The sequence below is a fragment of the Mesorhizobium sp. M1D.F.Ca.ET.043.01.1.1 genome, from assembly GCF_003952385.1.
Lineage (GTDB): Bacteria > Pseudomonadota > Alphaproteobacteria > Rhizobiales > Rhizobiaceae > Mesorhizobium.
The window spans coordinates 1,279,988-1,303,103 of sequence record NZ_CP034444.1; the positions used below are offsets into that span (position 1 = coordinate 1,279,988).

Consider the following 23,116-nt stretch of genomic DNA (forward strand, 5'->3'; position numbering starts at 1 on the left):
AACGGCGGAAGCCATCGAATGTCGGACGGAGACTACCCGCGTGTTGTCAACGTCGAGAGCTGATCGGTGTCGTAGCGGTTTCGCAGATCGGCGAGTGCTTGTGGATCCGGCGCACCCTGCGCGGCGAGTTTGGCGAGCTCTTCGAAATAATGCTCGTGGCCAGGCGGCGAGACGGTCATCAGCACGCGTGCCGGTTTCTCGCTGACATTCGTGATGTTGTGCGGCACTTCCGGCGGGATGAAAAGATAGGTTCCGGGCGTTGCGCGGATCGTCTTCTCGCCGACATGCCACTCGCACTCGCCCTCAATCAGGTAGAAGGTTTCCTCCTGCACCCGGTGAACATGCCGCCCGGTGGCGAACCCCGGAGGAATGGTCCAGTCGAACATGCTCGTGTGCCTGCTATTTTCGCCGGTGACGAGGAAGACCATGGGATGACCACGCAGCATGACGCCCTTGTTCTCATCGGGCATACAGATGACGGCATTTGCGCTCATGTGATCCTCCTCCGACTGGGCCCTCACTTCTGGCCAGCACTCGTGCAGCATCGGCCGTCCATGCCGGAAAGTCGTGAATCCGTTCCCAAAAATTTGCTAAAAGACTCGAATGACAATCAGGGGCGACACCTGCCAGTTCGGCCCGTTCCGCCTCGATCCGGGGGCGGGCATTCTCTTCTATGGGGCCGAGCCGACCTTACTTGGGCAACGCGCAATTGCGCTGCTGCGCCTGCTGATCCAGAACGCCGGCGTACCCGTGTCCAAGGACGCGCTGATCGAGGCCGGCTGGGGCGGATTGGCGGTTGCGGACAACAATCTGACGGTTCAGGTCGCAGCCCTGCGCCGGGTGCTGGCCGACGCGGCGAATGCCGACAGCTGGATCGAAACGCTGCCGCGACGTGGTTACCGGTATGTCGGACCGCCCGTTGTCATGAATGGTCCCGACGCGCAGGCTGCCGCCGGCGCCGCATCGGCACCGACTTTGCCTGAGAAACCCTCCGTCGCGGTCCTGCCGTTCTCGAACCTGAGCGGCGATCCGGAGCAACAGTACTTCGCCGACGGGATGGTCGACGACATCATCACGGGCCTCGCACGCATCAAGTGGCTGTTCGTCATCGCCCGAAACTCGACCTTCACCTATAAGCACCGCGCCGTGGACGTGAAGCAGGTCGGCCGCGAGCTTGGCGTGCGCTATGTCCTCGAAGGCAGTGTGCGCAAGGCCGGCGACAGCGTGCGCGTGACCGGGCAGATGATCGATGCGTCGACCGGTGCGCATGTATGGGCCGAGCGTTACGACCGCAGCTCCAAAGACATCTTTGCGCTTCAGGATGAGATCGCATTGTCAGTGGTGGGGGCGATTGCACCAAGCGTGCGGAAAGCGGAAATCGAACGAGTCAGGCGCAAACGCCCCGACAGTCTCGACGCGTATGACCTGGTGCTGCAAGCCCAGCCTGACGTCGATTCAGGCATGCCTGGCCAGGTGACGCGAGCGCTGGTGCTTCTTGACCGCGCCATCGCGCTCGAGCCAACCTATGCGCTGGCGCACGGCAATGCCGCGATGTGCCACCACTGCCTGTTCCTCCGCGCCGGCCTGCAGGAGATCAACCGAGCCGCTTCGATCCGCCACGCCCGCTCGGCCATTGTCCATGGACGAGATGATGCACTCGCCCTGACGTGGGCCGGATTTTCCATCGGAATGGATGCGCACGATCGCTCCGCTGCATTCACCGCCTTGGAAGCTGCCCTTGCCATCAGCCCGTCGTCGGCACTGACCTACATTCTCGGCAGTGTCATTCTCGGATGGAGCGGCGAGGCCGAGCGCGCGATAGAATGGAGCGAGCAGGGTATGCGGCTGAGCCCGTTCGATCCATGGGCCTGGGCCGCATTTGATGCGCAAGCAATGAGCCATTTGCTGCGCGGGCGTTACGAAGAAGCGTGCCGTGCGGCCTACAAGTCTGTTCAAGCCAATCCGGCGCACAGTATCACTTATGTGCAGTTGGCCGCCGCGCTGGCCAAGCTTGGCCGACTGGACGAAGCGAGGGCGGCCGCCGCGCGCGTGCTCGAGCTTCAGCCTGCCTTTCGCTACAGCCGCCAGTTTGCCGGCGTGAATTGTGCGCCCGCGCTCGCAGAGGCTCTTGGCCGCGCGCTGCGGGAGGCCGGATTGCCGGAGTAGCCCGACCAACCGCGAGCGCTTCGACGCGCCGTTGACGTGCTACGGCTTCGTCCCGCCTGCGTCAGTCAGTTTGCGGCCGCGCGTCGGCGAAGCCACGCGTCAATTCGTCGCCGTCGCGGCGACGCGCTTCTTCCTCTTGCCCTTGGACTTGTCCTCTGGTGCCGGCGTGTTCTCGTCATAGCCGGCATAGGCCTGGTAATCCCGCGCGGTCGGCTCCGGCACCACGACATTGGCGTCGGTGAAGACGAACTGCGTGGCGGCCGACGGGTCGGTGACCTGCACCTGGTACTGGTGCAGCTGCGAATAGAGCACGTCGGGCCCGTGCTGGACCGCGACGCGGATCGGCATGGTGACAGTGCCCGGCGCGAACATCGGGCCAGGCACGACCTTGCCGGCGACCGCGATCTTCATCGTCAGCTGGCCGTTTTCGTGGGTGCAGTCGCGCGTCAGGTCGGTGATCGAGGCCTGGTAGACGATCTTGGCGGGATCGCGATTGGGATCGACCGGCGTTCCGTCCGGCCCGGTCTGCGCGGTCGCGGCGGCTGCCGACGCTTCCGCGTCTGCTGCGGCGTCAGCCTTCTTTTTCTTCGGCTTGGCGCCAGCGCCCTTGGCGTAGGTGTTGAAGAAGGCGGTACCGTCACGCAGCGTCACCTTCGGGCAGTAGGCGCGCAGCTGGCTGGCCAGCACTTTCGGATCCTGCGGCGGCGGCGGCGCGGTCGGATCCTTCTTGCCGAAGCCGAAGTCCAGGATGCCGTTGTCGCTGGATTGGCAGCCGGCGGCGGCAAGCATAAAGCCGGCAAGCGCCAGACCCGCGACAAAACGACGGTTGACCGAATTAAACGCCATAAACTGCTCTTCCCTCTCACAAAGCCGGTGACGTATATCAACGCCGCGGCGAAAATGCGACTGAGCCGGTTCGCAAAATTAACCAATTTGTCGTGGATGACGCGGCCGGCAGCAAATGGACTGTTAGCGATGCAATATGTGAGTACCCGCGGGGATGCGCCCGTGCTTGGATTTTCCGACGCGGTGCTGGCCGGGCTGGCGCGCGACGGCGGGCTTTACGTGCCGCGCGAATGGCCGCAGTTCTCGGCCGCCGACATCCGTGCCATGCGCGGACTTGGCTATCCCGACCTTGCCATCCGCGTCCTGACGCCCTTCCTCGGCGGCGAGATCGCCGCGCCCGTCTTCGAGCGGCTGGTGCGCGAGGCCTATGCGACTTTCCGGCACGACGCGGTCTGCCCTCTGGTGCAGACCGGCACGAACACCTTCGTCCTCGAGCTGTTCCACGGCCCGACGCTCGCCTTCAAGGACGTGGCGATGCAGCTACTGGCGCGGCTGATGGACCATGTGCTTGCCGAACGCGACCAGCGCGCCACCATCGTCGGCGCCACCTCCGGCGATACCGGGGGTGCCGCAATCGACGCTTTCGCCGGCCGCGACCGCACCGATATCTTCATCCTTTTCCCCAACGGCAAGGTCTCGCCGGTGCAGCAGCGGCAGATGACGACGTCGAGCGCGGCCAACGTCCATGCGCTGTCGATCGAAGGCAATTTCGACGACTGCCAGGGCCTGCTGAAGGACATGTTCAATGATCACGCCTTCCGCGACAGGGTGTCGCTGTCGGGCGTCAATTCGATCAACTGGGCCCGCATCATGGCCCAGATCGTCTATTATTTCTCCTCCGCGCTATCGCTCGGCGCGCCCGAACGGCCGGTGTCCTTCACCGTGCCGACCGGCAATTTTGGCGACATTTTCGCCGGTTACGCCGCCAAGCGCATGGGGCTGCCGGTCGAACGGCTGATCATCGCCACCAACGACAACGACATATTGGCGCGCACATTGTCGAGCGGCGAATACCGTACCAAGGGCGTGTTCGCCACCACCTCGCCATCGATGGATATCCAGGTGTCGTCGAACTTCGAGCGCCTGCTGTTCGAGGCTGCAGGCCGCGATGCCGCCACCGTCAGGCGCTACATGAACGGGCTGAAGCAATCCGGCGCCTTCACCGTCGAAGCAGGCGAAATGGCCAGGATCCGCGCGGAGTTCGACGCCGGCCGCGCCAGCGTCGAGGAGGTTGCCGCAACCATCCGCCAGACGCTCGAAGCGAGCAGCTACCTGCTCGATCCGCACACGGCGGCCGCCGTGCACGTAGCCGCCGGCCAGCCGTCTGGCGCCGTGCCCATGGTGGTGCTGGGCACCGCTCATCCGGCCAAGTTCCCGGCAGCGGTAGAGGCTGCCAGCGGCGTTGCCCCGGCGCTCCCCTCATGGCTTGCCGGCTTGATGACAGCCGACGAAAAGTACACCATACTTCCATCCGAGCTGAAAATGGTGGAAGATTACGTGAGCCGCCACACGCGGGCGGCCCGTTAGGGAGTAGTTGCCATATGGGTGTTGAGGTAAGCCGTCTGTCGAACGGCCTGACAGTCGCCACCGAAACCCTTCCAAGCCTCGAATCCGTTGCCCTTGGCGCCTGGGTCAAGTCAGGCGCCCGTAATGAACGCGACGAAGAGCATGGCATGGCCCATCTGCTCGAACACATGGCGTTCAAGGGAACCAAGCGGCGCAGCGCCTTCGAGATCGCCTCGGAAATCGAGAATGTCGGCGGCGAGATCAACGCCGCCACCAGTGTGGAGACGACGTCCTACTATGCCAGGGTGCTCTCCGACGATGTGCCGCTGGCGGTCGATATCCTGGCCGACATCCTGCAGGAATCGGAATTCGATCCCGAGGAACTGGAGCGTGAGCAGCATGTGATCCTGCAGGAGATCGGCGCCGCGCACGACACGCCCGACGACATCGTCTTCGACCGCTTCACCGAAACCGCCTTCCGCCACCAGACCATCGGCCGATCGATCCTCGGCACGCCGGAGACGGTCAAATCCTTCACTTCTAAGCAGCTGCACGATTTCATCGAGCGGCAATACGGCGCCGAGCGGATGGTGATCGTGGCGGCCGGCGACATCAAGCACGACAATTTCGTGCGCGAGGTCGAAAAGCAGCTCGGCGGCTTTCGCGCCAAGGCCGACAGCAGCATTCCGCAATATGCGCAATATGTCGGCGGCGACTTCCGCGACGACCGCGACCTGATGGATGCGCAGATCGTGCTCGGCTTCGAGGGCCGCGCCTACCATGTGCGCGACTTCTACGCCTCGCAGGTGCTGTCGATGATCCTCGGCGGCGGCATGTCATCGAGGCTGTTCCAGGAGGTGCGCGAGAAGCGCGGCCTGTGCTACTCGGTCTATGCCTTCCACTGGGGCTTCTCCGACACCGGCATTTTCGGTGTGCATGCCGCGACCGGGCAGAGCGATATCGCCAAGCTGGTGCCGGTCATCATCAACGAACTGCAGAAGGCCGGCGAAAGCATCCAGCAGGAGGAGCTCGACCGGGCACGCGCGCAATATCGCGCCGGCCTCATCATGTCGGCCGAGAGCCCGGCAAGCCGCGCCTCGCAGATCGCCAGGCAATTGCTCCTGTTCGGCCGGCCGATCGCCAAGGAGGAGTTGATGGAGCGGCTGGCGGCGCTGACCGTCGAGCGGCTGACCGACCTCTCGTCGCGGCTGTTCTCGACCAAGCCGACGCTGACCGCCGTCGGCCCGGTAGGCACGCTGGCGCCCTACGAGGCGATCCTCGAATCGCTTGCGGGTCCGCAGACGACGGCCCGCAGGCTCGCCGTCTAACCCTAAGCAGGTTCCGCAAAAGTGTCCCACGGTTTTGCGATCAGAACCTGCGAAAAACCAGGGAATCTAAGCAGATATTCGTGGGGCATCCCACGAATATCTGCTTAGAACAAACGCCGTGTTCGCGCTCCCTTTCTTTCGTCGCGACCTGCCGGCACTGAAGGGTGAAAAGGTCACGCTGCGCGTGCCGCTGACCAACGACTACCGCGAGTGGTCGACACTGCGTGGCGAAAGCCGCGCCTTCCTCGAGCCCTGGGAGCCGCGCTGGCAGCCGGACGAGCTCGACCGCACCGCCTGGCGGCTGCGCATCGGCCGCTACCGCGAGGACTATGCGCAAGGCACGGCCATCGCTTTCTTCATCTTCGAGAAGTCGAGCGGCAAGCTCGCCGGCGGCATCACGCTCGGCAACATCCGCCACGGCGTCGCGCAAAGCGGCCATATCGGCTACTGGATCGGCGAACGCTACGGCGGCCGCGGCCTGATGACCGAAGCGGTCAAGCTGGTGTCGCGTTTTGCCTTCGATACGCTGAGGTTGCACCGGATCGAGGCTGCCTGTATTCCCGACAACGCCCGGTCGATCCGCGTGCTTGAAAAAGCCGGATTCCGGCGCGAAGGACTTCTGCGATCCTATCTCAGGATCAACGGCATCTGGCAGGATCACTACCTCTACGCCCGGATCGCGGACGATCCGCCGGGTGATGGAACGAAGGGCTGATATGTGACGAATTTTCCGCGAATCGCGTCGCTGTTCGCCCTCATCCTGGCGGTCGTCGTCACGCTCTCGGCAGCCGCGCCGGCGCTAGCCGTCGAGCCGATCAAGATCGCCCGCGACGACAAGGCGCTCGATCTTTCGGGCGCCCTCGAGATCTACCCGAACCAGGGCGAGAATTTCCAGGTCTCCACCGCGCCCGGCCCCGACGGCATCGTGCGGCGCATCGAGGTCGAGGCCAAGGACGCGCGCTCGACCGGCGACTGGGCGGTGTTCGCGCTCGCCAACACCACCGACCAGCAGCTGGACCGACTGATCGTCGCGCCGCATTTCCGCCTGGTGAATTCCGGCATCTTCTGGCCGGATCTCGGCTCGACCCGCATCGCGGCGATCACGCCCAGCGAAGGCTTCGCGCTCGACCGCCAGACCAGCCCCGACGCCGACGTCTTCCGGGTGACGCTGAACCCCGGCACGGTGGTCACATTCGTGGCCGAGCTTGCCTCGCCGAAGCTGCCCCAGGTCTATCTGTGGGAGCCGGAATCCTACAAGGACTCGGTCAATTCCTACACGCTGTTCCGCGGCATCGTCATCGGCATCGCCGGGCTGCTGGCGCTGTTCCTGACCATCCTGTTCGTGGTCAAGGGAACCTCGATGTTCCCGGCCACCGCCGCCCTCGCCTGGGCGGTGCTCGCCTATATCTGCGTCGATTTCGGCTTCCTCAACAAGGTCATCGAGATTTCGCCCGGCAATGAGCAGATGTGGCGGGCCGGAACCGAGGTGGCTTTGGCCGCGACCTTCGTGGTGTTCCTGTTCGCCTATCTCAACCTCAACCGGTGGCACGGCCATTTCAGCTATGGCGCGCTGGTCTGGATCCTCGGCCTGCTCTTGATCGCCGGCGTGGCGATCGTCGATCCGGCGGTCGCCGCCGGCATAGCCCGCATCTCGTTCGCGGCAACCGCCCTCACCGGCCTCGGCCTCATCATCTTCCTCGGCATTCGCGGCTATGACCGCGCGATCATGCTGGTGCCGAGCTGGGTGATGGTCTTGCTCTGGCTATGCGGGTCGTGGATGGCGATCACCGGGATGCTGGACAACGATATCGCCCAGCCGGCGCTGGGCGGCGGCCTGATCCTGATCATCCTGTTGATCGGCTTCACCGTCATGCAGCACGCCTTCGCCGGCGGCGCGCTGCACCAGGGCCTGTTCTCCGACCTCGAGCGCCAGGCGCTCGCGGTCGCCGGATCGGGCGACACCGTGTGGGACTGGGACGTGCTGCGCGACCGCGTGGTGACCAAGCCCGACATCAGCCTGCAGCTCGGCCTCGCCCCCAACAGCCTGTCGGGCGCGGCCCGCAACTGGCTGCCGGTGCTGCATGCCGACGACCGCGACACGTTCCGCACGACGCTCGACGTGGTGCTGGAGCACCGCCGCGGCCGGGTGGCGCAGAATTTCCGCCTGCGCGGCGCCGACGGCCATTATCACTGGTTTTCGCTGAGGGCGCGGCCGGTGATCGGCTCGGACGGCGAAGTGATCCGCTGCGTCGGCACGATGGTCGACGTCACCGAGCAGAAGAAGTCCGAGGAAAGGCTGCTGCACGACGCCGTGCACGACAACCTCACCGGCCTGCCGAACCGCGAGCTGTTCATGAACCGGCTGGAGGCGATCATCTCGATCGCCCGCACCGAGGACAAGGTGCGCCCGACGGTCTTCGTCATCGACATCGACCGCTTCAAGCAGGTCAATGACGGGCTCGGCATTTCCGCCGGCGACACCATCCTGCTCACCATCGCGCGCCGGCTGCACCGTCTGCTCAAGCCCAAGGATTCGCTGTCGCGCTTTGCCGGCGACCAGTTCGCGCTGATGCTGCTTTCCGAGCAGGACCCTGCCCGCATCGCCGCCATGGCCGACGCCATCAAGCATGCGATCAACAACCCGATCACCTTCGCCAAGCGCGAGATCGTGCTCACCGCCTCGATCGGCCTGATCACCTGGACGACGGCGCAGACCTCGTCCGAGGACATGGTCAAGGACGCCGAGCTTGCCATGCACCAGGCCAAGCGTTTCGGCGGCGACAGGATCGAGCCGTTCCGGCCGGCCTTCCGCACCGTCGGCACCGACCGGCTGCAGTTCGAATCCGATCTTCGCCGCGCCATCGAGCGGCGCGAGTTCACGCTCGCCTACCAGCCGATCGTGCGGTTGGAGGACGGCAGCGTCGCCGGCTTCGAGGCGCTGTTGCGCTGGGACCATCCCAGGCGCGGCATGATCCCGCCCGGCGATTTCATCCCGGTGGCCGAAAATTGCGGCCTGATCGTGCAGCTCGGTCTGTTCGCCATGCAGCAGGCGGCCGAGGATCTCGCCACCTGGCAGAAACAGATCGGCGACGCGCCGCTGTCGGTTTCGGTCAATCTCTCCAGCCGGCAGCTCATCCGCCGCGACCTCGTCAGCGACGTCCGCTCGGTCATCGCGCGCGCCAATCTGAAGCCGCGCTGCTTCCGGCTCGAGCTCACCGAATCCCTGGTGATGGACAATCCCGAGCAGACCGCGCATGTGCTGAGCAAGCTCAAACAGCTCGGCATCGGGCTGTCGCTCGACGATTTCGGCACCGGCTATTCCTCGCTGTCCTATCTGACGCGCTTCCCCTTCGACACGATCAAGATCGACAAGAGCTTCGTCGACGACGCGACGCCGAAGCGGGCGGTGCTGCTCAAATCGATGGTCAACATGGCGCATGAGCTCGGCCTGTCGGTCGTGGCCGAGGGCATCTCGGACGAAAGCGACGCGCTGGAGCTGCGCCAGATGGGCTGCGAATATGTCCAGAGCTTCATGTTCGGCGCGCCGATGCCCGGCGACCAGGTGCTGAAGACGCTGAGGGAGCAGTACCCGCTGACGCAGGCTTAGCCTGGCGCAGCGCGCCAGCGGTTGCAGACTGGCGGAGACAACCCCCAACCTCGTCATCCTAGGGCGAACCAAGGAGCGAAGCGACGCAGCGCAGACCCTAGGATCCATGCCATTACGCTAAGGCGTTGCAACGGTTCAGAATTCTGAGCCGCTGCGCCCTTCGATAAGGTCACGGCATGGATCCTAGGGTCTTCGCGACGGAGCTTCGCTCCTGCTTCGCCCTAGGATGACGAAGGCGCGAGCGTTCATGCTAATCGCGAGCGTTGGTTGGCTTTACGCGTGCCCCGCAGCGGCGCTGAGATGGGCGAGATCGATGCCGATCGAGGCAAGGATGCGGTCGTATTTGCGCTCGATGTCGGCGTCGAACAGCAGTTCGGGCGTCGCCGGGCAGGTCAGCCAGCCATTCTCGGCGATCTCGCTTTCGAGCTGGCCGGCACCCCAGCCGGAATAGCCGAGCGCCATCAGCGCATGACGCGGCCCGCGGCCCGTCGAGATGGCGCGAAGAATGTCGACGGTGGCGGTCAGGCAGATGTCGTCGGAGACGTTGAGCGAGGATTCCACACGATAGTCGCCGGAATGCAGCACAAAGCCGCGACTGCGGTCGACCGGCCCGCCATTGCGCACGACGAAGTCGCGCGCATGCGCCGGCAGCCGGATCGCTTCCTGCTCGTTCACGATGCCAAGCTGCACCAGAAGGTCCGGGAACAGCATCTGCTGCGTCTGGTTGATGATCAGGCCCATGGCGCCCTCGTCGCTGTGGGCGCAGATATAGATGACCGAGCGCGTGAAACGGTCGTCCTTCATGCCGGGCATGGCAATCAGGAACTGATCGTCGAGAAAGCCGCGGCCGGCCGCCTTCTTTTTGTGGCGCAACAAGTCCATGACGTTGAGCGTAACCCGTTTCCGCCGCGCCGAAAAGATGGTGAGGCTGCCGGATGTCACGCAAATATGATACCGGCAGGACAATGAAATCATTGCGCGGCCAAGAACGGGCGATCAAATCACCGCCATGCGATACCTGAACATTGCGGCGCTCGGCGCCGTCATCGGCCTGGGAGCGGGCCTGCCGGCCGAGGCATCGTCCTCGGCCTGGTACAACAGCGAAGGCGGCAAGGTGCGGCTGGTGACCAGCGGCAAGCCTGACGAGGCCGGCAAGATCCACGGCGTGCTCGACATTGCGCTCAAGCCCGGCTGGAAAACCTACTGGCGCGACCCCGGCGACGCCGGCGTGCCGCCGCAGATCGACATCACTGCCAGCACCAACATCGCCGACGCAAGGCTGTCGTTCCCGCCGCCGCAGCGGCACGACGACGGCTACGGAAAGTGGGCCGGTTACGACCGCCCCGTGTCGCTGCCGGTGACCTTCACGCTGTCGTCGCCCGACCAGCCGGCGACGATCGACGCCAACGTCTTCCTTGGCATATGCGAGACGATTTGCATTCCGGTGCAGACCCGGCTCAGCGTCGATCCGACGTCCGATCCGGACAACGCTGTCGACGCGGCGCTGGTGAAGACGGCGCTTGCAATGCTGCCCTCGCCGGCGCGGCCCGATTTCGGCATCCGCGTGCTGTCCGGCGACCACGAGACCCTTATGGTCGAGGCGCGGTCCCCGGGCGATCCGGACTCGGTCGATTTCTTCATCGCCGGCGAGCGCGACTACATGTTCGGCGCGCCGGTGCGCAGCGAAAAGGACGGCAAGCTTGTCTTCACCGTGCCGATCCTCGACCGGCCGTCGGCGACGCCTACGGGTGGGGGGCTGTACTACACGCTGACCAGCGCCGAGGGCGCGGTGGACGGACTGCTGCCTTTCCCTTGATCCAGCCCCTCTTGGAGCCGCAATTGCGGTCGGAAAACCGCCGGGCAGTTTTCCTGCAATTGCTCTGGATGGTTGCGGGAACCCGCCCAGTCCGATACGCAGGCACAGATCCTTCCAATCCCCAAGCGAGGAATCCATGACCATTTCGGTTGGCGAAAAACTGCCCGAAGCGACCTTCAAGGTGATGACCGCCGACGGCGCCAAGCCGGTGACCGGCGCTGAAATCTTCGCCGGCAAGAAGGTCGTGCTGTTCGGCGTTCCCGGCGCCTTCACGCCGACCTGCAGCAACAACCATTTGCCGGGTTATCTGGAGAACCACGACGCCATCCTGGCGCGCGGCGTCGACACCATCGCGGTCGTTTCGGTCAACGACGTCCATGTCATGGGCGCCTGGGCGCGCTTCACCGGCGGCGAAGGCAAGATCCTTTATCTGGCCGACGGCAGCGCCGACTTCGCCAAGTCGGTCGGCCTCGACAACGATCTTTCCGCGAGCGGCATGGGGCTGCGCTCGAAGCGCTTTTCGATGATCGTCGAGGACGGCAAGGTCACGGCGATCAATGTCGAGAGCAAGCCGGGTGTCGACGAGAGCGGCGCGGCCAAGATCCTCGAGCAGCTCTGATGCTCGATATCGCCTGGCGCGCCGTCGCGATCGGCATCGGCGCCACGGTCTTCATGGACGTCTGGGCGATCGTGCTCAACAAGGCGTTCGGCCTGCCGCGGCCGAATTGGGGCCTGGTCGGCCGCTGGGTCCGGCACCTGCCGGAGAAGGTCTTCCACGACGATATCGGCCGGGCCGCGCCCTATGCGCATGAAAAGGCGCTGGGCTGGGCGTTCCACTATCTGGTCGGCATCCTCTACGGCGTGATCCTGGTCGTGCTCGCGGGCGCGGGCTGGCTTGCCGCGCCGACCTTCCTGCCGGCCTTCATCCTCGGCATCGTCACCGTCGGCGCCGGCTGGTTCCTGCTGGCGCCCGGCATGGGCGCCGGCTGGGCGGCGTCCAAACTGCCCAACCCGATGCTGGTGCGCACGCTCAACCTCGTCTCGCACACGGTCTTCGCGGTCGGCCTGTTTTCGACGGCGCTGCTGCTCCGGTAGTCAGCGCGGCTGGCTGTCGATCGGCCGCCATCCATGGATGACGCGTCGTGCGCCGATATCGTAGGCGAAGTAATTGCCGCCGCCCGCCGGCTGATCGGCCTCGCGGCTGATTTCCTGCCCGCTCAGATGGAGCAGCAAAAGCGTTCCTGCTCCGCCATGGCCTACGAAAGCGATGTCATCGCCTTCATTGGTTGCGAGCGCGATTTCGACTTCGCCCGCGATACGATTTTGGGCATCGACAGCTCGCTCCCATCCGCGAATGCTGACGTGCGGATTTGCGAAGAACTGATCCGCGACCGCTTCGAATTCCGGCGGCGGCAGAAAGCCGGTTGCCGACCGATCATTCTCATGCATCCGTCCCCTCACCTCGACGGCAAGACGGAGATGCCTTGCCAGGATTTCGGCGGTTTCGGTCGCCTTGCGTTCACCCGACGACACGATGCGCCGGATCGACCCGACCCAGGGCTGATCGAGCATTGCAGAGGCTCTCGCCCTGCCGATGTCGGATAGCCCCCACTCCGGCACTGGAATGTCGGCGTCGATCTGAACCTGGGGGTGCGTGATGTAGTAGGCGATCGGCACGACTGAGCTCCTCCGGTCAGAGAGCTGGCTCCTTTGCGGAGATCAATAGCTCTGGGTCGAGCGTCGGGGCGCGGGCTTCCTGGCCGGAGCGCCTCCCGGCTTCGGCGCAGCCACAACCGGTGCCGGCCGCGCTTGCTTCGGCTTGAACGGCGCCATGCCTTGCCTTGCCAGTTCGTCGGCGCGCTCGTTTTCCGGGTGGCCGGCATGGCCCTTCACCCAGTGCCAGGTGACCTTGTGGCGCCGGTTGGCGTCGTCGAGCGCCTGCCAGAGCTCGCCGTTCTTGACCGGCTTCCTGTCGCCGGTCTTCCAGCCGTTCTTCTTCCAGCCATGGATCCATTTGGAGATGCCGTCCATGACGTATTTGCTGTCGGTATAAAGATCGACCGTGCAGGGTTCCTTCAGGGCATTGAGCGCGGTGATGGCGGCAAGCAGTTCCATGCGGTTGTTGGTGGTCTCCGCCTCGCCGCCCGACAGCTCCTTGGTGATGCCGTTGTAGCGCAGCACAGCGCCCCAGCCGCCTGGGCCGGGATTGCCCGAGCAGGCGCCGTCGGTGAAGATCTCGATCTCTTTGTTCATATCAGCCCGTATTCGGATGGCGATCTGATGGCGCGGTGGAAGCGCATGCGGCGGATATATTCGGTCGGATCGCGCTTCATCACCAGGCCGCCGTTGGGGATGGTCAGCCAGTCATAGAGCCTGGTCAGCATGAAGCGCAGCGCCGAGCCGCGCGCCAGCATCGGCAGCGCCGCCTTCTCGCCGCCTTCGAGCGGCCGCACCGACTGGTAGCCGGCAAGCAGCGCCGTGCCCTTGGTGAGGTTGAAGGAAAAGTCCTTCTCGAAGCACCAGGCGTTGAGGCAGGTGGCGACATCGTAGGCGTAGAGGTCGTCGCAGGCGAAATAGAAGTCGATCAGGCCCGACAGTTTTTCGCCGAGGAAGAAGACATTGTCCGGGAAGAGATCGGCATGGATGATGCCTTGCGGCAGGTCGACCGGCCAGTTGCGCTCGAATTCGGCAAAGTCTGCGTCGACCTCCGCCGCCAGGCCCGGTTCGACCTCGTCGGCGCGGTCGCGCGACGCGGCCCAGAGCTTGCGCCAGCCGTCGATGGCAAGCGCGTTCGGCCGCTGCATCGGGAAATCCCGGCCGGCGAGATGGAGCGCGGCCAGCGCCTTGCCGACCTCGCCGCAATGCGCCGCCGTCGGGCGCCTGAGCGACAGGCCTTCGAGGAAGGTGATGATGACTGCGGGCCGGCCGGCGAGCGTGCCGATGACGGTGCTGTCATGCGCGGTGACCGGCAGCGGGCAGGAAATGCCTTTCCGCGCGAGATGGCCCATCAGGCCGAGGAAAAACGGCAGATCGGCCTTGTCGACGCGCTTCTCGTAGAGCGTCAGGATATAGGAACCGGTGGAAGCGTGGACGAGAAAATTCGAATTCTCGGTGCCCTCGGCGATGCCCTTGTAAGACAGGAGCTCGCCCACAGGATAGGCTTTCAGGAATGCGCTCAGCTCGTTTTCGTTGACGTCGGTGTAGACGGCCATCTGGGTTTACGCGGCTCCGTTGACGAAGGCCATGTCGGCCGCCGTCAGTTCGACATCGCGCAACACCCGCATCACCGGAAAATCCTCCGTTTCGGTGGCCGTGATGGCCAGATCGATGGTGACGTCGAAGCGCTGCCGGAAGGCGTCGATGATCTCATCGACGATGATTTCCGGCGCCGAGGCGCCGGCCGACAGGCCGAGCGTCGAAATCTCGCCGATCTCATCCCACGGAATTTCGGCAGCCCGCTGCACGAGAAGCGACATCGCGGCCCCGGCGCGCTCCGCCACTTCGACAAGACGCCGCGAGTTGGACGAGTTCGGCGCGCCGACGATGAGGAAGAGGTCGGCGCCGGCGGCCGTTTCCTTCACCGCCTCCTGGCGGTTGGTGGTGGCATAGCAGATCGATTCGGCCGCCGCGGCGTGAAGCTGCGGGAAGCGCTCCTGCAGCGCCCGGATGATGCCGGCGGTGTCCTCGACCGACAATGTGGTCTGGGTGACGAAGCCAAGCGCCGCCGGGTCCGTCGGCACGAAGGTTGCCGCATCCGCTTCGGTCTCGATCAGGGTCACCGCGCCCTCCGGCAACTGCCCCATCGTGCCGATCACCTCCGGGTGGCCGGCATGGCCGATCAAAAGCACGTGGCGGCCGAGCCGCTGATGGCGCATCGCCTGCTTGTGCACCTTCGACACCAGCGGACAGGTGGCGTCGAGATAGAAGAGGTGGCGCGCCTCGGCGTCGGCCGGCACTGATTTCGGCACGCCATGCGCGGAAAAGACGACCGGCGACTGGCGATGCTCGGGTGGGATCTCGGACAATTCCTCGATGAACACCGCGCCCAGGCTCTGCAATCCTTCGACGACATAGCGGTTGTGCACGATCTCGTGGCGGACATAGACCGGCGCGCCGTATTTCTTCAGCGCCAGCACGACAATCTGGATGGCGCGGTCGACACCGGCGCAGAAGCCGCGCGGCTGGCAGAGCCTGATCGTCAGCGGTGGCTTTTTCTCAATCATCAAAACGGGCCGGTTCAGTCGGAAAGCTATCTGATTGTTTTGACGCAATTCCGGACGGAAAACCGCTCACACTTTTCCTGGAATTGCTCAAGGGCGAAATGAGGCGTGCAGCCCTGCCCTGTCAAGAGCGGCCGCGCTCAACCTTCCTTCGCCGGGCGGCGGAGCCTCAGGATCAGCACCGCGGCAAGGGCGGCGGCCAGGCCATACCAGGTGACGGCATATTGCAGGTGGTTGTTCGGCAGATCGATGATGGTAACGCCGCCGACCGGCAGACCGCCGGGATTGGGCGTCCTGTCGGCATCGATGAAGAACGGCACCAGCCCGGCGCCTGCCGTCAGGCCGGCGCTCGAAGCCATGACGTCGCGGTCCTTCCAGTAGAAGATGTTCTTGGCGACATCGTTGTCGGGCAGCATCATCGAAGGTTTTTCCGGGAGCGGATTGCGGGCAAGCCCGGTCACCGTCACCTTGCCGGCGACCTCGCCCTGCCGGCGCTTGGCCGGATCCTTGAGATCGTAGGGGACGAAGCCGCGATTGACGAGCACGAACCGGCCATCTTCGAGCTGCAGGGGCGTGTAGACGTTGAAGCCGCTGTTGCCTTCCCAGGTCGAGAAGAAATGCCGCTCGCCCTGGTGCAGGAAGGTGCCGGTCACCGTCACCGGCGTGTAGTCGACATCATGAGAGGCGGCGAATTCCTTCTCGACATCGGCCAGCGGCAGAGGCGCCGCGTGCGTGCGCCTGTCGATGGTCTCGAGCAGCCCTTCCTTCCAGTGCATGCGCTGCACCTGCCAGGTGCCGAGACCGAGGAGAATGGCGAACAGGACAAGGCCGAGACCAAGCAGCAATGCCGAGCGCGGCCGCCAAGGGCCGGCAGCCGAACCGGTCGTATCGCTCATTGGCCGCTGTCCAGCCTGCCTTCCGCGGCTTTCTTCGAATATTGCAGGGTGATCAGCACGCCCTTGATCAGGCGCAGCGCCGTCAGGCTGAGCACCAGCGCCAGCGGTATCCACAAAATGAAATGCAGCCAGAGCGGCGGGCTCAGCGTCACTTCCATCCACAGCGCCAGACCGACGACGATGAAGCCGATGATCAGGATGACGAAGACAGCCGGGCCGTCGCCGGCATCGGCAAAGGAATAGTCGAGGCCGCAACTGTAGCAGCGCTTGCCGACAGTCAGGAAGCCTGAGAACAGCTTGCCCTCGCCGCAGCGCGGGCAGCGGCCGTGCAGCCCGGCCGAGATCGGGTCGATGGGTGGCCAGATCGCCTTGTCTTCGCTCATGTCGGGCATCCTATCGCATTGCGCGCAAAAGATAAGGCGGCCACGTCGCCGCAGCCGCCTTTTGGGATTCCGAAAACCGTCGGTTTAATGGGCTTCGATCAACGCGCCATTCGAGGCCCAGACATAGATGCAGCTGAACAGGAACAGCCAGACCACATCGACGAAGTGCCAGTACCAGGCAGCCGCCTCGAAGCCGAAATGCTGCTTCGGGGTGAAGTCGCCGCGCATCGCGCGCACCAGGCAGACGAGCAGGAAGATGGTGCCGATGATGACGTGGAAGCCGTGGAAGCCGGTCGCCATGAAGAAGGTGGCGCCGTAGATGGAATCCTTAAAGGCGAAGGGCGCGTGCATGTACTCGTAGGCCTGCACCATGGTGAACAGCATGCCGAGGCCGACGGTCAGCACTAGGCCGTTGATCAGGCCCTTGCGGTCGCCGTGAAGGAGCGAGTGATGCGCCCAGGTCACCGTCGTGCCCGACAGGAGCAGGATGATGGTGTTGTAGAGCGGCAGATGGAAGGGATCGAGAACCTCCAGGCCCTTCGGCGGCCAGACACCGCCGGTGAAGGTGGTGCGGGCATATTGCGCCGCTTCGCCGGGGAACAGGCTGGCGTCGAAGAAGGCCCAGAACCAGGCGACGAAGAACATCACCTCGGAGGCGATGAACATGATCATGCCGTAGCGCAGATGCAGCGAGACGACGCGCGTGTGGTGGCCCTCATGCGCTTCCTTGATTGTGTCCGACCACCAGGCGAACATCGTGTAGAGCACGATGATCAGGCCGATGAAGAACAGCCACGGATTGGCGATGTTGTGGCCGAAGACCGGGAAGTTGCCGGCCTTCAGATACTGCATCAGGCAGACGCCGCCGATGGCCGTGACCAGCGCGCCGATCGAGCCCAGGAAAGGCCAGGGGCTGGGATTGACGAGATGGTAGTCGTGGTTCGGTTTTGCGTGCGCGTCTGCCATATCAACCCCCGAGGCTTGCTTCGGAATCTGGAACTTTGTTGCTGTTCTTGCCAGCAGCCGGCGCGGACGACGCGACCGGCTGTTTCTTTTCGACCGGGAACATGGTGTAGGACAGGGTGATGGTCTTCAAGTCCTTCAGTTCCGGCACGTTGACGATGTCTGGATCGACATAGAACACGACCGGCATGTCCAGCGTCTCGCCGGGCTTCAGCGTCGTGTCGGTGAAGCAGAAGCACTCCACCTTGTTGAAATAGGCGCCCGCCATTTCCGGCTGCACGTTGAAGGAGGCGCGGCCGGTGATCGGGCGGTCGAACTTGTTGGTGGCGCTGTAATGCGCCTGCGTGGTCTCGCCGATCTTGATCGTCACCGAACGGGCGACGGGCTCGAACTGCCACGGAATGCCGTTGGTGTTGGCGTCGAAGCGGATGGTGATGTCGCGGTCGAGCACGCGGCCGGCATATTGCTTCTCGGCGCGCTGCGTCGTGCCGCCATAACCGGTGACCTGGCAGAACATCTTGTAGAGCGGCACCGCCGCATAGGCCATGCCCACCATGCCGGTGAAGAAGGCGAGGCAAACCGCCACCACGATGCGGTTGCTGTTCTTCCTGAGGGGGCTGGTCTCGACGCTCATCGCCGCCTCACATCAAATTCGTGGGCATCACGCCCGAAGCGTGATGGCCGAAGCGCACGATGGTGGCGATGTAGAAGATGATGACGAGCGCGGCGAGCGCGACACCGATGGCGACGGAGCGGTTGCGCCGCGCCTTCCGCTGGCGTTCGGTCAAGGTGACCAGTTCGAGGTTCTTGTCGGCCACGATCATGCTCCCCCCATGACGAGGGCGCGCCCGACCACGCTGTCGACGAGATAGGCGGCGAAGATTGCAAAGAGATAGAGTAGCGAATAGCCGAACAGCGCCTTGGCCGGCTTCATCGCGCGGTCGTCGTCGCTCATCCCCAGCACCTTCCAGGCATACCAGACGAAGCCCAGGCCGAGCGCCAGGGAGACGGCGCCATAAGCGGCGGTGGTGTAGCCGAGCAGCCAGGGCAGCACGCCGACCGGCGCCAGGATCAGCGCATAGGCAAAGATCTGGCGGCGGGTCGAGGCCGGGCCGGCGACGTTCGGCATCATCGGGATGCCGGCGCGGGCGTAGTCGTCCGACTTGAACAGCGCCAGGGCCCAGAAATGCGGCGGCGTCCACAGGAAGATGATCAGGAACAGGATCAGGCTTTCGAGGCTGACCGATCCGGTCACCGCGGCCCAGCCGATCACCGGCGGGATGGCGCCGGCGGCACCGCCGATGACGATGTTCTGCGGCGTCCAGCGCTTCAGCCACATCGTGTAGACGACGGCGTAGAAGAAGATGGTGAAGGCAAGAAGCGCCGCCGACAGCCAGTTGATGAGCACGCCCAGCGTCATCACCGACAGTGCCGACAGCACCAGGCCGAAGCTCAGCGCCTCGCCCGGCGTGACGCGTCCGGCCGGGACCGGACGGCCGGCGGTTCTTGTCATCACCGCGTCGATGTCGGCGTCGTACCACATGTTGAGCGCGCCCGAGGCGCCGGCGCCGATCGCGATCGCCAGGATGGCGATCACCGCCAGCAGCGGATTGATGGCGACCGGCGCCGCGACCATGCCGACAAAGGCCGTGAAGACGACCAGCGACATGACGCGCGGCTTGAGGAGAGCGAAGAAATCGCCCGCGGTGGCTTCCGACATTCGAAAGCCAACTTCCTCCATCAATTTGTGGTCGGCAAGGGCCATGCGTACTTAAAGTCCATCATTCCGTTGGCCAAGAACGCCGGCTCGCCGGCGGCCTCGTATTTCGGGCAGCCGCCTTACTTGATCTTCGGCAGCTGTTCCCACTGGTGGAACGGCGGCGGCGAAGGCAGCTGCCATTCGAGCGTGGTGGCACCCTCGCCCCACGGATTGGCGCCGGCGACCCGCTTCTTCTGGAAGGCCTCGAACACGCCATAGAGGAAGATCGCAACGCCGACGGCCGCGATGTAGGAGCCGTAGGACGAGACCATGTTCCAGCCGGCGAACGCGTCCGGGTAGTCGACGGTACGGCGCGGCATGCCGGCGAGACCGAGGAAGTGCTGCGGGAAGAAGATCAGGTTGACGCCGACGAAGGTGACCCAGAAGTGGGTGTTGGCGATCACCGGCGAGTACATGTAGCCGGTCATCTTCGGGAACCAGTAGTACCAGCCGGCGAAAATGGCGAACACCGCGCCCAGCGACAGCACGTAGTGGAAGTGGGCGATCACGAAATAGGTGTCGTGCAGCGAGCGGTCGAGACCGGCATTGGCCAGTTGAACGCCGGTGACGCCACCGATCGTGAACAGGAAGATGAAGCCCAGCGCCCACAGCATCGGCGGCTTGAAGGAGATCGAGCCGCCCCACATCGTGGCGATCCAGGAGAATATCTTCACGCCGGTCGGCACCGCGATGACCATGGTGGCGAACACGAAATAGCGCTGCGTGTCGAGCGACAGGCCGGTGGTGTACATGTGGTGCGCCCAGACGATGAAGCCGACGGCGCCGATCGCGACCATGGCGTAGGCCATGCCGAGATAGCCGAAGACAGGCTTCTTCGAGAAGGTCGAGACGATGTGGCTGATGATGCCGAAGCCCGGCAGGATCAGGATGTACACCTCGGGGTGGCCGAAGAACCAGAATAGGTGCTGGAAGAGGATCGGATCACCGCCATTGTCCGGCACGAAGAAGGAGGTGCCGAAGTTGCGGTCGGTGAGCAGCATGGTGATGGCGCCCGCCAGCACCGGCAGCGACAGGAGAAGCAGGAAGGCCGTGATCAGTACCGCCCAGGCGAACAGCGGCATCTTGTGCATGGTCATGCCGGGCGCGCGCATGTTGAAGATGGTGGTGATGAAGTTGATCGCGCCGAGGATCGACGAGGCGCCGGCGATGTGGATCGACAGGATCGCGAGGTCCATCGCGGGACCAGGCTGGCCGGAGGTCGAGAGCGGCGGATAGATCGTCCAGCCGCCGCCGACGCCGAAGGCGCCGGGCGCGCTCGGCACGAACATCGAGGAAAGCAGCAGGATGAAGGCCGGCGGCAGCAGCCAGAAGGAGATGTTGTTCATGCGCGGGAAAGCCATGTCCGGCGCGCCGATCATGATCGGCACCATCCAGTTGGCGAAGCCGCCGATCAGGGCCGGCATCACCATGAAGAAGATCATGATCAGGCCATGCGCGGCGCCGAAGGCGTTGTACATGCTCTTGCCGCCGTCGATGGCGGCGTCGCCCTGCATGCCGTAGACCATCTGCGCCAGACCGCTGAAGATCTGGATGCCCGGCTCCTGCAGCTCCATGCGGATGGCGACCGAAAGCGCGCCGCCGATAATGCCGGCGATGATCGCGAAGATCAGGTAGAGCGTGCCGATGTCCTTGTGGTTGGTCGAATACACCCAGCGGACCCAGCCATGCGGCCTGTGGTCGTGGTGCTCGTGAGCTGCAGCCTCTGCCATATTCCGCTCCGTTCCCTAAATCTTGCTAACCCGCGGCGTCAGTTGCCGGCGGCCGCTACCTTGTTGGTGCCATCGATCTCGGCCATCAGCGCCTTGTTGGCGGCAGGCACATCGGTCTTGGCCGTCTCCAGCCAGGTCTTGAACTGCGCATCGGACACGACGCGAACCGCGATCGGCATGAAGGCGTGATCCTTGCCGCAGAGCTGCGAGCACTGACCGTAGTAGAGGCCTTCCTTCTCGGCCTTGAACCAGGTCTCGTTGGTGCGGCCCGGCACGGCGTCCATCTTGATGCCGAAGGACGGCACGGCGAAGGAGTGAATGACGTCGGTGGCGGTGATCAGCACGCGGGTCATGGTGTTGACCGGCACCACCAGCTCGTTGTCGACGGCAAGCAGGCGCGGGTAGAGGTTGCGGTCTTCCTTGCCGGCCTTGGCGCGATCACCATCCTGAAGGATCGCCGAGTTGAAGGAGAAGCTCTTGTCGATCTGGTATTCGTAGTCCCAGTTCCACTGGTTGCCGGTCGCCTTGACGGTGAGCTTGGCTTCTTCCGGCGGCGTGTACTGCGCGGTGAGCAGCTGGAACGAGGGAATGGCGATGAGCAGCAGGACGATGACCGGCCCGACCGTCCAGATGACCTCGATCAGCGTGTTGTGGCTGGTCCGCGAGGGCAACGGGTTAGCGCTCGCGCGGAACCGCAGGATGCAATAGGCGAGCAGGATCAGCACCAGAAGGGTGATCACCACAATGAACACAAACGTGTAGTTCCCGAACCATTCGATCTGCCGCATCATCTCGGTCGCGGGCGCCTGGAAGGCGGTTTCCCATGGCCGCGGCTGATCAGCATAGGCGGACGTGCCGGAGAGGAGCGCGCCTGCGGCCGCAGCACCTGCCAGAAGTCTGGCGCCTGCCATGAATTTTCTCATCGCCCTCTCGTCTCCCACTTCCTGCGATCGGATCGCACCAATAACGAACGACGCCGGGATTGGGAATCCCGGTCTGTCCTAAGGTGGTTCAAACCATACTCTATTTCCCTCCGCAAGGAAGGAGCGGGCGAAACCGTGCGGCATTTTTGCGCGCAGCCCGAAGGGCATCCCCGGCCGTCGAGGCAGTGTGTGCCGGACGGTCGCAATTCGGGCGAATTTGCTCTGGAAAAGCGCGTAACTGCCAGTATCTGGGCGGGCCGGCGACGGTCTCGTCCTTTACTTGGCCTTGGCGCAGCTTAAAGTGCCGTGATTCGCAATGGAGCCGTCATGACTTCCTGGCTTTTGAGACCCCTGGCGAAGGTCGTCTTCCTTGCCGCCTTGCTTGGCGCCGGCGTGGCGAACGCCGCGCCGCCGCAGACCGCGGCGCCGCCCAGCGGCACGGTAAAGTCGACGCATGGCGCGTGGTCGATCATTTGCGACACGCCGGCCGGCGCGACCTCCGAGCAGTGCGTGATGATGCAGAACGTCGTCGCCGAGGATCGTCCGGAGATGGCCTTCAGTGGTGTGCGCACCGCCGACAACAAGGCCGAGATCCTGCGGGTGCTGGCGCCGCTCGGCGTGCTCCTGCCCAACGGGCTTGGCCTCAACGTCGACGGCAAGGACATCGGCCGCGCCTATTTCGTGCGCTGCTTCCAGGACGGCTGCTATGCGGAAGTGATCCTCGAGAAGCCGTTGCTCGACACGCTGAAGAGCGGCACCTCGGCCACGTTCATCGTCTTCCAGACGCCGGAGGAAGGCATCGGCATCCCCGTCGATCTCAAGGGATTCGCCGAAGGCTTCGCCGCCCTGCCCTGAGCGCGGCGGCACCGCGGGTCGTCCACTTGTCCGCGGCGATGACAATCGCGTGTGAATGCCGCCGATTGTCTTGACGTGCCTTCGCCCCTACATCGGGTGGAATGATGAAACCGCCAGT

Annotated in this window: 24 protein-coding genes; 9 read left to right on the top strand and 15 right to left on the bottom strand. The window is 64.4% G+C overall.

What is annotated here, in order from left to right:
- Positions 1-32: 32 nt before the first annotated feature.
- Positions 33-494, bottom strand: a complete 462-nt coding sequence (locus EJ067_RS06525; protein WP_126085214.1) for a cupin domain-containing protein — start codon at positions 492-494, stop codon at positions 33-35.
- Between the two features lie 109 nt (positions 495-603).
- Between EJ067_RS06525 and EJ067_RS06530 the strand changes: the two genes are divergently transcribed.
- Positions 604-2,166 (top strand): winged helix-turn-helix domain-containing tetratricopeptide repeat protein, encoded by a 1,563-nt coding sequence (locus EJ067_RS06530; protein WP_126085215.1) that lies wholly within the window; start codon positions 604-606, stop codon positions 2,164-2,166.
- Between the two features lie 99 nt (positions 2,167-2,265).
- Here the strand turns inward: EJ067_RS06530 and EJ067_RS06535 are convergent, their stop codons facing one another.
- Positions 2,266-3,012 (bottom strand): hypothetical protein, encoded by a 747-nt coding sequence (locus tag EJ067_RS06535; protein WP_126085216.1) that lies wholly within the window; start codon positions 3,010-3,012, stop codon positions 2,266-2,268.
- Between the two features lie 129 nt (positions 3,013-3,141).
- Between EJ067_RS06535 and thrC the strand changes: the two genes are divergently transcribed.
- The 4 genes from thrC (at position 3,142) to EJ067_RS06555 (ending at position 9,453) form a co-directional block, all read left to right on the top strand.
- Positions 3,142-4,539 carry a threonine synthase gene (gene thrC / locus EJ067_RS06540; RefSeq protein ID WP_126085217.1) on the top strand — a complete coding sequence of 466 codons (1,398 nt, stop codon included), beginning with the start codon at positions 3,142-3,144 and terminating at the stop codon, positions 4,537-4,539.
- 14 nt (positions 4,540-4,553) lie between these two features.
- Positions 4,554-5,846: a pitrilysin family protein gene (locus tag EJ067_RS06545; RefSeq protein WP_126085218.1), complete on the top strand. Its 1,293-nt coding sequence runs from the start codon at positions 4,554-4,556 to the stop codon at positions 5,844-5,846.
- A 118-nt stretch (positions 5,847-5,964) separates the two neighbouring features.
- Positions 5,965-6,561 carry a GNAT family protein gene (locus EJ067_RS06550; RefSeq protein ID WP_126085219.1) on the top strand — a complete coding sequence of 199 codons (597 nt, stop codon included), beginning with the start codon at positions 5,965-5,967 and terminating at the stop codon, positions 6,559-6,561.
- A gap of 3 nt (positions 6,562-6,564) precedes the next feature.
- On the top strand, positions 6,565-9,453 hold the full coding sequence (locus EJ067_RS06555; protein ID WP_126085220.1) for an EAL domain-containing protein: 2,889 nt from the start codon (positions 6,565-6,567) through the stop codon (positions 9,451-9,453).
- Positions 9,454-9,726: 273 nt separating this feature from the next.
- On the opposite strand, the gene EJ067_RS06560 is transcribed toward EJ067_RS06555, so the two are convergent.
- Complete coding sequence (locus EJ067_RS06560; protein WP_095813713.1) at positions 9,727-10,335, bottom strand: YqgE/AlgH family protein; 609 nt, start codon at positions 10,333-10,335, stop codon at positions 9,727-9,729.
- Positions 10,336-10,462: 127 nt separating this feature from the next.
- Between EJ067_RS06560 and EJ067_RS06565 the strand changes: the two genes are divergently transcribed.
- The 3 genes from EJ067_RS06565 to EJ067_RS06575 all read left to right on the top strand — a co-directional run bounded on the left by EJ067_RS06565 (position 10,463) and on the right by EJ067_RS06575 (position 12,364).
- Entirely contained in the window at positions 10,463-11,269 is an 807-nt protein-coding gene (locus EJ067_RS06565; RefSeq protein WP_126085221.1) for a protein-disulfide reductase DsbD domain-containing protein, read from the top strand.
- 136 nt (positions 11,270-11,405) lie between these two features.
- Positions 11,406-11,888, top strand: a complete 483-nt coding sequence (locus EJ067_RS06570; RefSeq protein WP_126085222.1) for a peroxiredoxin — start codon at positions 11,406-11,408, stop codon at positions 11,886-11,888.
- On the top strand, positions 11,888-12,364 hold the full coding sequence (locus EJ067_RS06575) for a DUF2938 domain-containing protein (protein WP_126085223.1): 477 nt from the start codon (positions 11,888-11,890) through the stop codon (positions 12,362-12,364). The genes EJ067_RS06570 and EJ067_RS06575 overlap by 1 nt, the downstream gene beginning before the upstream one ends.
- Here the strand turns inward: EJ067_RS06575 and EJ067_RS06580 are convergent, their stop codons facing one another.
- From EJ067_RS06580 to coxB, 12 genes are all read right to left on the bottom strand, one after another.
- On the bottom strand, positions 12,365-12,946 hold the full coding sequence (locus EJ067_RS06580; protein WP_126085224.1) for a histidine phosphatase family protein: 582 nt from the start codon (positions 12,944-12,946) through the stop codon (positions 12,365-12,367).
- Positions 12,947-12,988: 42 nt separating this feature from the next.
- On the bottom strand, positions 12,989-13,522 hold the full coding sequence (rnhA, locus tag EJ067_RS06585) for a ribonuclease HI (protein ID WP_126085225.1): 534 nt from the start codon (positions 13,520-13,522) through the stop codon (positions 12,989-12,991).
- Positions 13,519-14,481 carry a homoserine kinase gene (locus EJ067_RS06590; RefSeq protein WP_126085226.1) on the bottom strand — a complete coding sequence of 321 codons (963 nt, stop codon included), beginning with the start codon at positions 14,479-14,481 and terminating at the stop codon, positions 13,519-13,521. The genes rnhA and EJ067_RS06590 overlap by 4 nt, the downstream gene beginning before the upstream one ends.
- Positions 14,482-14,487: 6 nt before the next feature.
- A complete protein-coding gene (gene ispH / locus EJ067_RS06595; protein WP_126085227.1) occupies positions 14,488-15,492 on the bottom strand; it encodes a 4-hydroxy-3-methylbut-2-enyl diphosphate reductase in 1,005 nt (334 codons plus the stop codon).
- A gap of 137 nt (positions 15,493-15,629) precedes the next feature.
- On the bottom strand, positions 15,630-16,385 hold the full coding sequence (locus EJ067_RS06600; RefSeq protein ID WP_189510441.1) for an SURF1 family protein: 756 nt from the start codon (positions 16,383-16,385) through the stop codon (positions 15,630-15,632).
- Entirely contained in the window at positions 16,382-16,768 is a 387-nt protein-coding gene (locus tag EJ067_RS06605) for a DUF983 domain-containing protein (RefSeq protein ID WP_126085228.1), read from the bottom strand. Before EJ067_RS06605 ends, EJ067_RS06600 begins: the two co-directional genes overlap by 4 nt.
- Positions 16,769-16,852: 84 nt before the next feature.
- On the bottom strand, positions 16,853-17,734 hold the full coding sequence (locus tag EJ067_RS06610) for a cytochrome c oxidase subunit 3 (RefSeq protein WP_126085229.1): 882 nt from the start codon (positions 17,732-17,734) through the stop codon (positions 16,853-16,855).
- 1 nt (position 17,735) lies between these two features.
- Positions 17,736-18,365 carry a cytochrome c oxidase assembly protein gene (locus EJ067_RS06615; protein ID WP_126085230.1) on the bottom strand — a complete coding sequence of 210 codons (630 nt, stop codon included), beginning with the start codon at positions 18,363-18,365 and terminating at the stop codon, positions 17,736-17,738.
- A 7-nt stretch (positions 18,366-18,372) separates the two neighbouring features.
- Entirely contained in the window at positions 18,373-18,555 is a 183-nt protein-coding gene (locus EJ067_RS06620; protein ID WP_126085231.1) for a hypothetical protein, read from the bottom strand.
- The gene (locus EJ067_RS06625) at positions 18,552-19,496 is read right to left on the bottom strand and encodes a heme o synthase (RefSeq protein ID WP_126085232.1); all 945 of its coding nucleotides are present in this window, start codon (positions 19,494-19,496) and stop codon (positions 18,552-18,554) included. Before EJ067_RS06625 ends, EJ067_RS06620 begins: the two co-directional genes overlap by 4 nt.
- A gap of 74 nt (positions 19,497-19,570) precedes the next feature.
- Positions 19,571-21,220, bottom strand: coding sequence for a cytochrome c oxidase subunit I (gene ctaD, locus EJ067_RS06630; RefSeq protein ID WP_126085233.1), 1,650 nt, complete (start codon positions 21,218-21,220; stop codon positions 19,571-19,573).
- 38 nt (positions 21,221-21,258) lie between these two features.
- A complete protein-coding gene (gene coxB, locus EJ067_RS06635) occupies positions 21,259-22,131 on the bottom strand; it encodes a cytochrome c oxidase subunit II (RefSeq protein ID WP_245468188.1) in 873 nt (290 codons plus the stop codon).
- Positions 22,132-22,470: 339 nt separating this feature from the next.
- Between coxB and EJ067_RS06640 the strand changes: the two genes are divergently transcribed.
- Positions 22,471-22,998: an invasion associated locus B family protein gene (locus EJ067_RS06640; protein WP_126085235.1), complete on the top strand. Its 528-nt coding sequence runs from the start codon at positions 22,471-22,473 to the stop codon at positions 22,996-22,998.
- Positions 22,999-23,116: the final 118 nt, after the last annotated feature.

Excerpts from the sequence above, each read along its gene's own strand:
- rnhA (WP_126085225.1), bottom strand. The coding sequence starts at position 13,522 with ATGAACAAAGAGATCGAGATCTTCACCGACGGCGCCTGCTCGGGCAAT.
- EJ067_RS06565 (WP_126085221.1), top strand. The coding sequence starts at position 10,463 with ATGCGATACCTGAACATTGCGGCGCTCGGCGCCGTCATCGGCCTGGGA.
- ispH (WP_126085227.1), bottom strand. The coding sequence starts at position 15,492 with ATGATTGAGAAAAAGCCACCGCTGACGATCAGGCTCTGCCAGCCGCGC.
- coxB (WP_245468188.1), bottom strand. The coding sequence starts at position 22,131 with ATGGCAGGCGCCAGACTTCTGGCAGGTGCTGCGGCCGCAGGCGCGCTC.
- EJ067_RS06530 (WP_126085215.1), top strand. The coding sequence starts at position 604 with ATGACAATCAGGGGCGACACCTGCCAGTTCGGCCCGTTCCGCCTCGAT.
- EJ067_RS06610 (WP_126085229.1), bottom strand. The coding sequence starts at position 17,734 with ATGGCAGACGCGCACGCAAAACCGAACCACGACTACCATCTCGTCAAT.
- EJ067_RS06570 (WP_126085222.1), top strand. The coding sequence starts at position 11,406 with ATGACCATTTCGGTTGGCGAAAAACTGCCCGAAGCGACCTTCAAGGTG.
- EJ067_RS06625 (WP_126085232.1), bottom strand. The coding sequence starts at position 19,496 with ATGGCCCTTGCCGACCACAAATTGATGGAGGAAGTTGGCTTTCGAATG.
- EJ067_RS06545 (WP_126085218.1), top strand. The coding sequence starts at position 4,554 with ATGGGTGTTGAGGTAAGCCGTCTGTCGAACGGCCTGACAGTCGCCACC.
- EJ067_RS06590 (WP_126085226.1), bottom strand. The coding sequence starts at position 14,481 with ATGGCCGTCTACACCGACGTCAACGAAAACGAGCTGAGCGCATTCCTG.
- ctaD (WP_126085233.1), bottom strand. The coding sequence starts at position 21,220 with ATGGCAGAGGCTGCAGCTCACGAGCACCACGACCACAGGCCGCATGGC.
- EJ067_RS06535 (WP_126085216.1), bottom strand. The coding sequence starts at position 3,012 with ATGGCGTTTAATTCGGTCAACCGTCGTTTTGTCGCGGGTCTGGCGCTT.
- thrC (WP_126085217.1), top strand. The coding sequence starts at position 3,142 with ATGCAATATGTGAGTACCCGCGGGGATGCGCCCGTGCTTGGATTTTCC.
- EJ067_RS06575 (WP_126085223.1), top strand. The coding sequence starts at position 11,888 with ATGCTCGATATCGCCTGGCGCGCCGTCGCGATCGGCATCGGCGCCACG.
- EJ067_RS06620 (WP_126085231.1), bottom strand. The coding sequence starts at position 18,555 with ATGATCGTGGCCGACAAGAACCTCGAACTGGTCACCTTGACCGAACGC.
- EJ067_RS06600 (WP_189510441.1), bottom strand. The coding sequence starts at position 16,385 with ATGAGCGATACGACCGGTTCGGCTGCCGGCCCTTGGCGGCCGCGCTCG.
- EJ067_RS06605 (WP_126085228.1), bottom strand. The coding sequence starts at position 16,768 with ATGAGCGAAGACAAGGCGATCTGGCCACCCATCGACCCGATCTCGGCC.
- EJ067_RS06560 (WP_095813713.1), bottom strand. The coding sequence starts at position 10,335 with ATGGACTTGTTGCGCCACAAAAAGAAGGCGGCCGGCCGCGGCTTTCTC.
- EJ067_RS06525 (WP_126085214.1), bottom strand. The coding sequence starts at position 494 with ATGAGCGCAAATGCCGTCATCTGTATGCCCGATGAGAACAAGGGCGTC.
- EJ067_RS06615 (WP_126085230.1), bottom strand. The coding sequence starts at position 18,365 with ATGAGCGTCGAGACCAGCCCCCTCAGGAAGAACAGCAACCGCATCGTG.
- EJ067_RS06640 (WP_126085235.1), top strand. The coding sequence starts at position 22,471 with ATGACTTCCTGGCTTTTGAGACCCCTGGCGAAGGTCGTCTTCCTTGCC.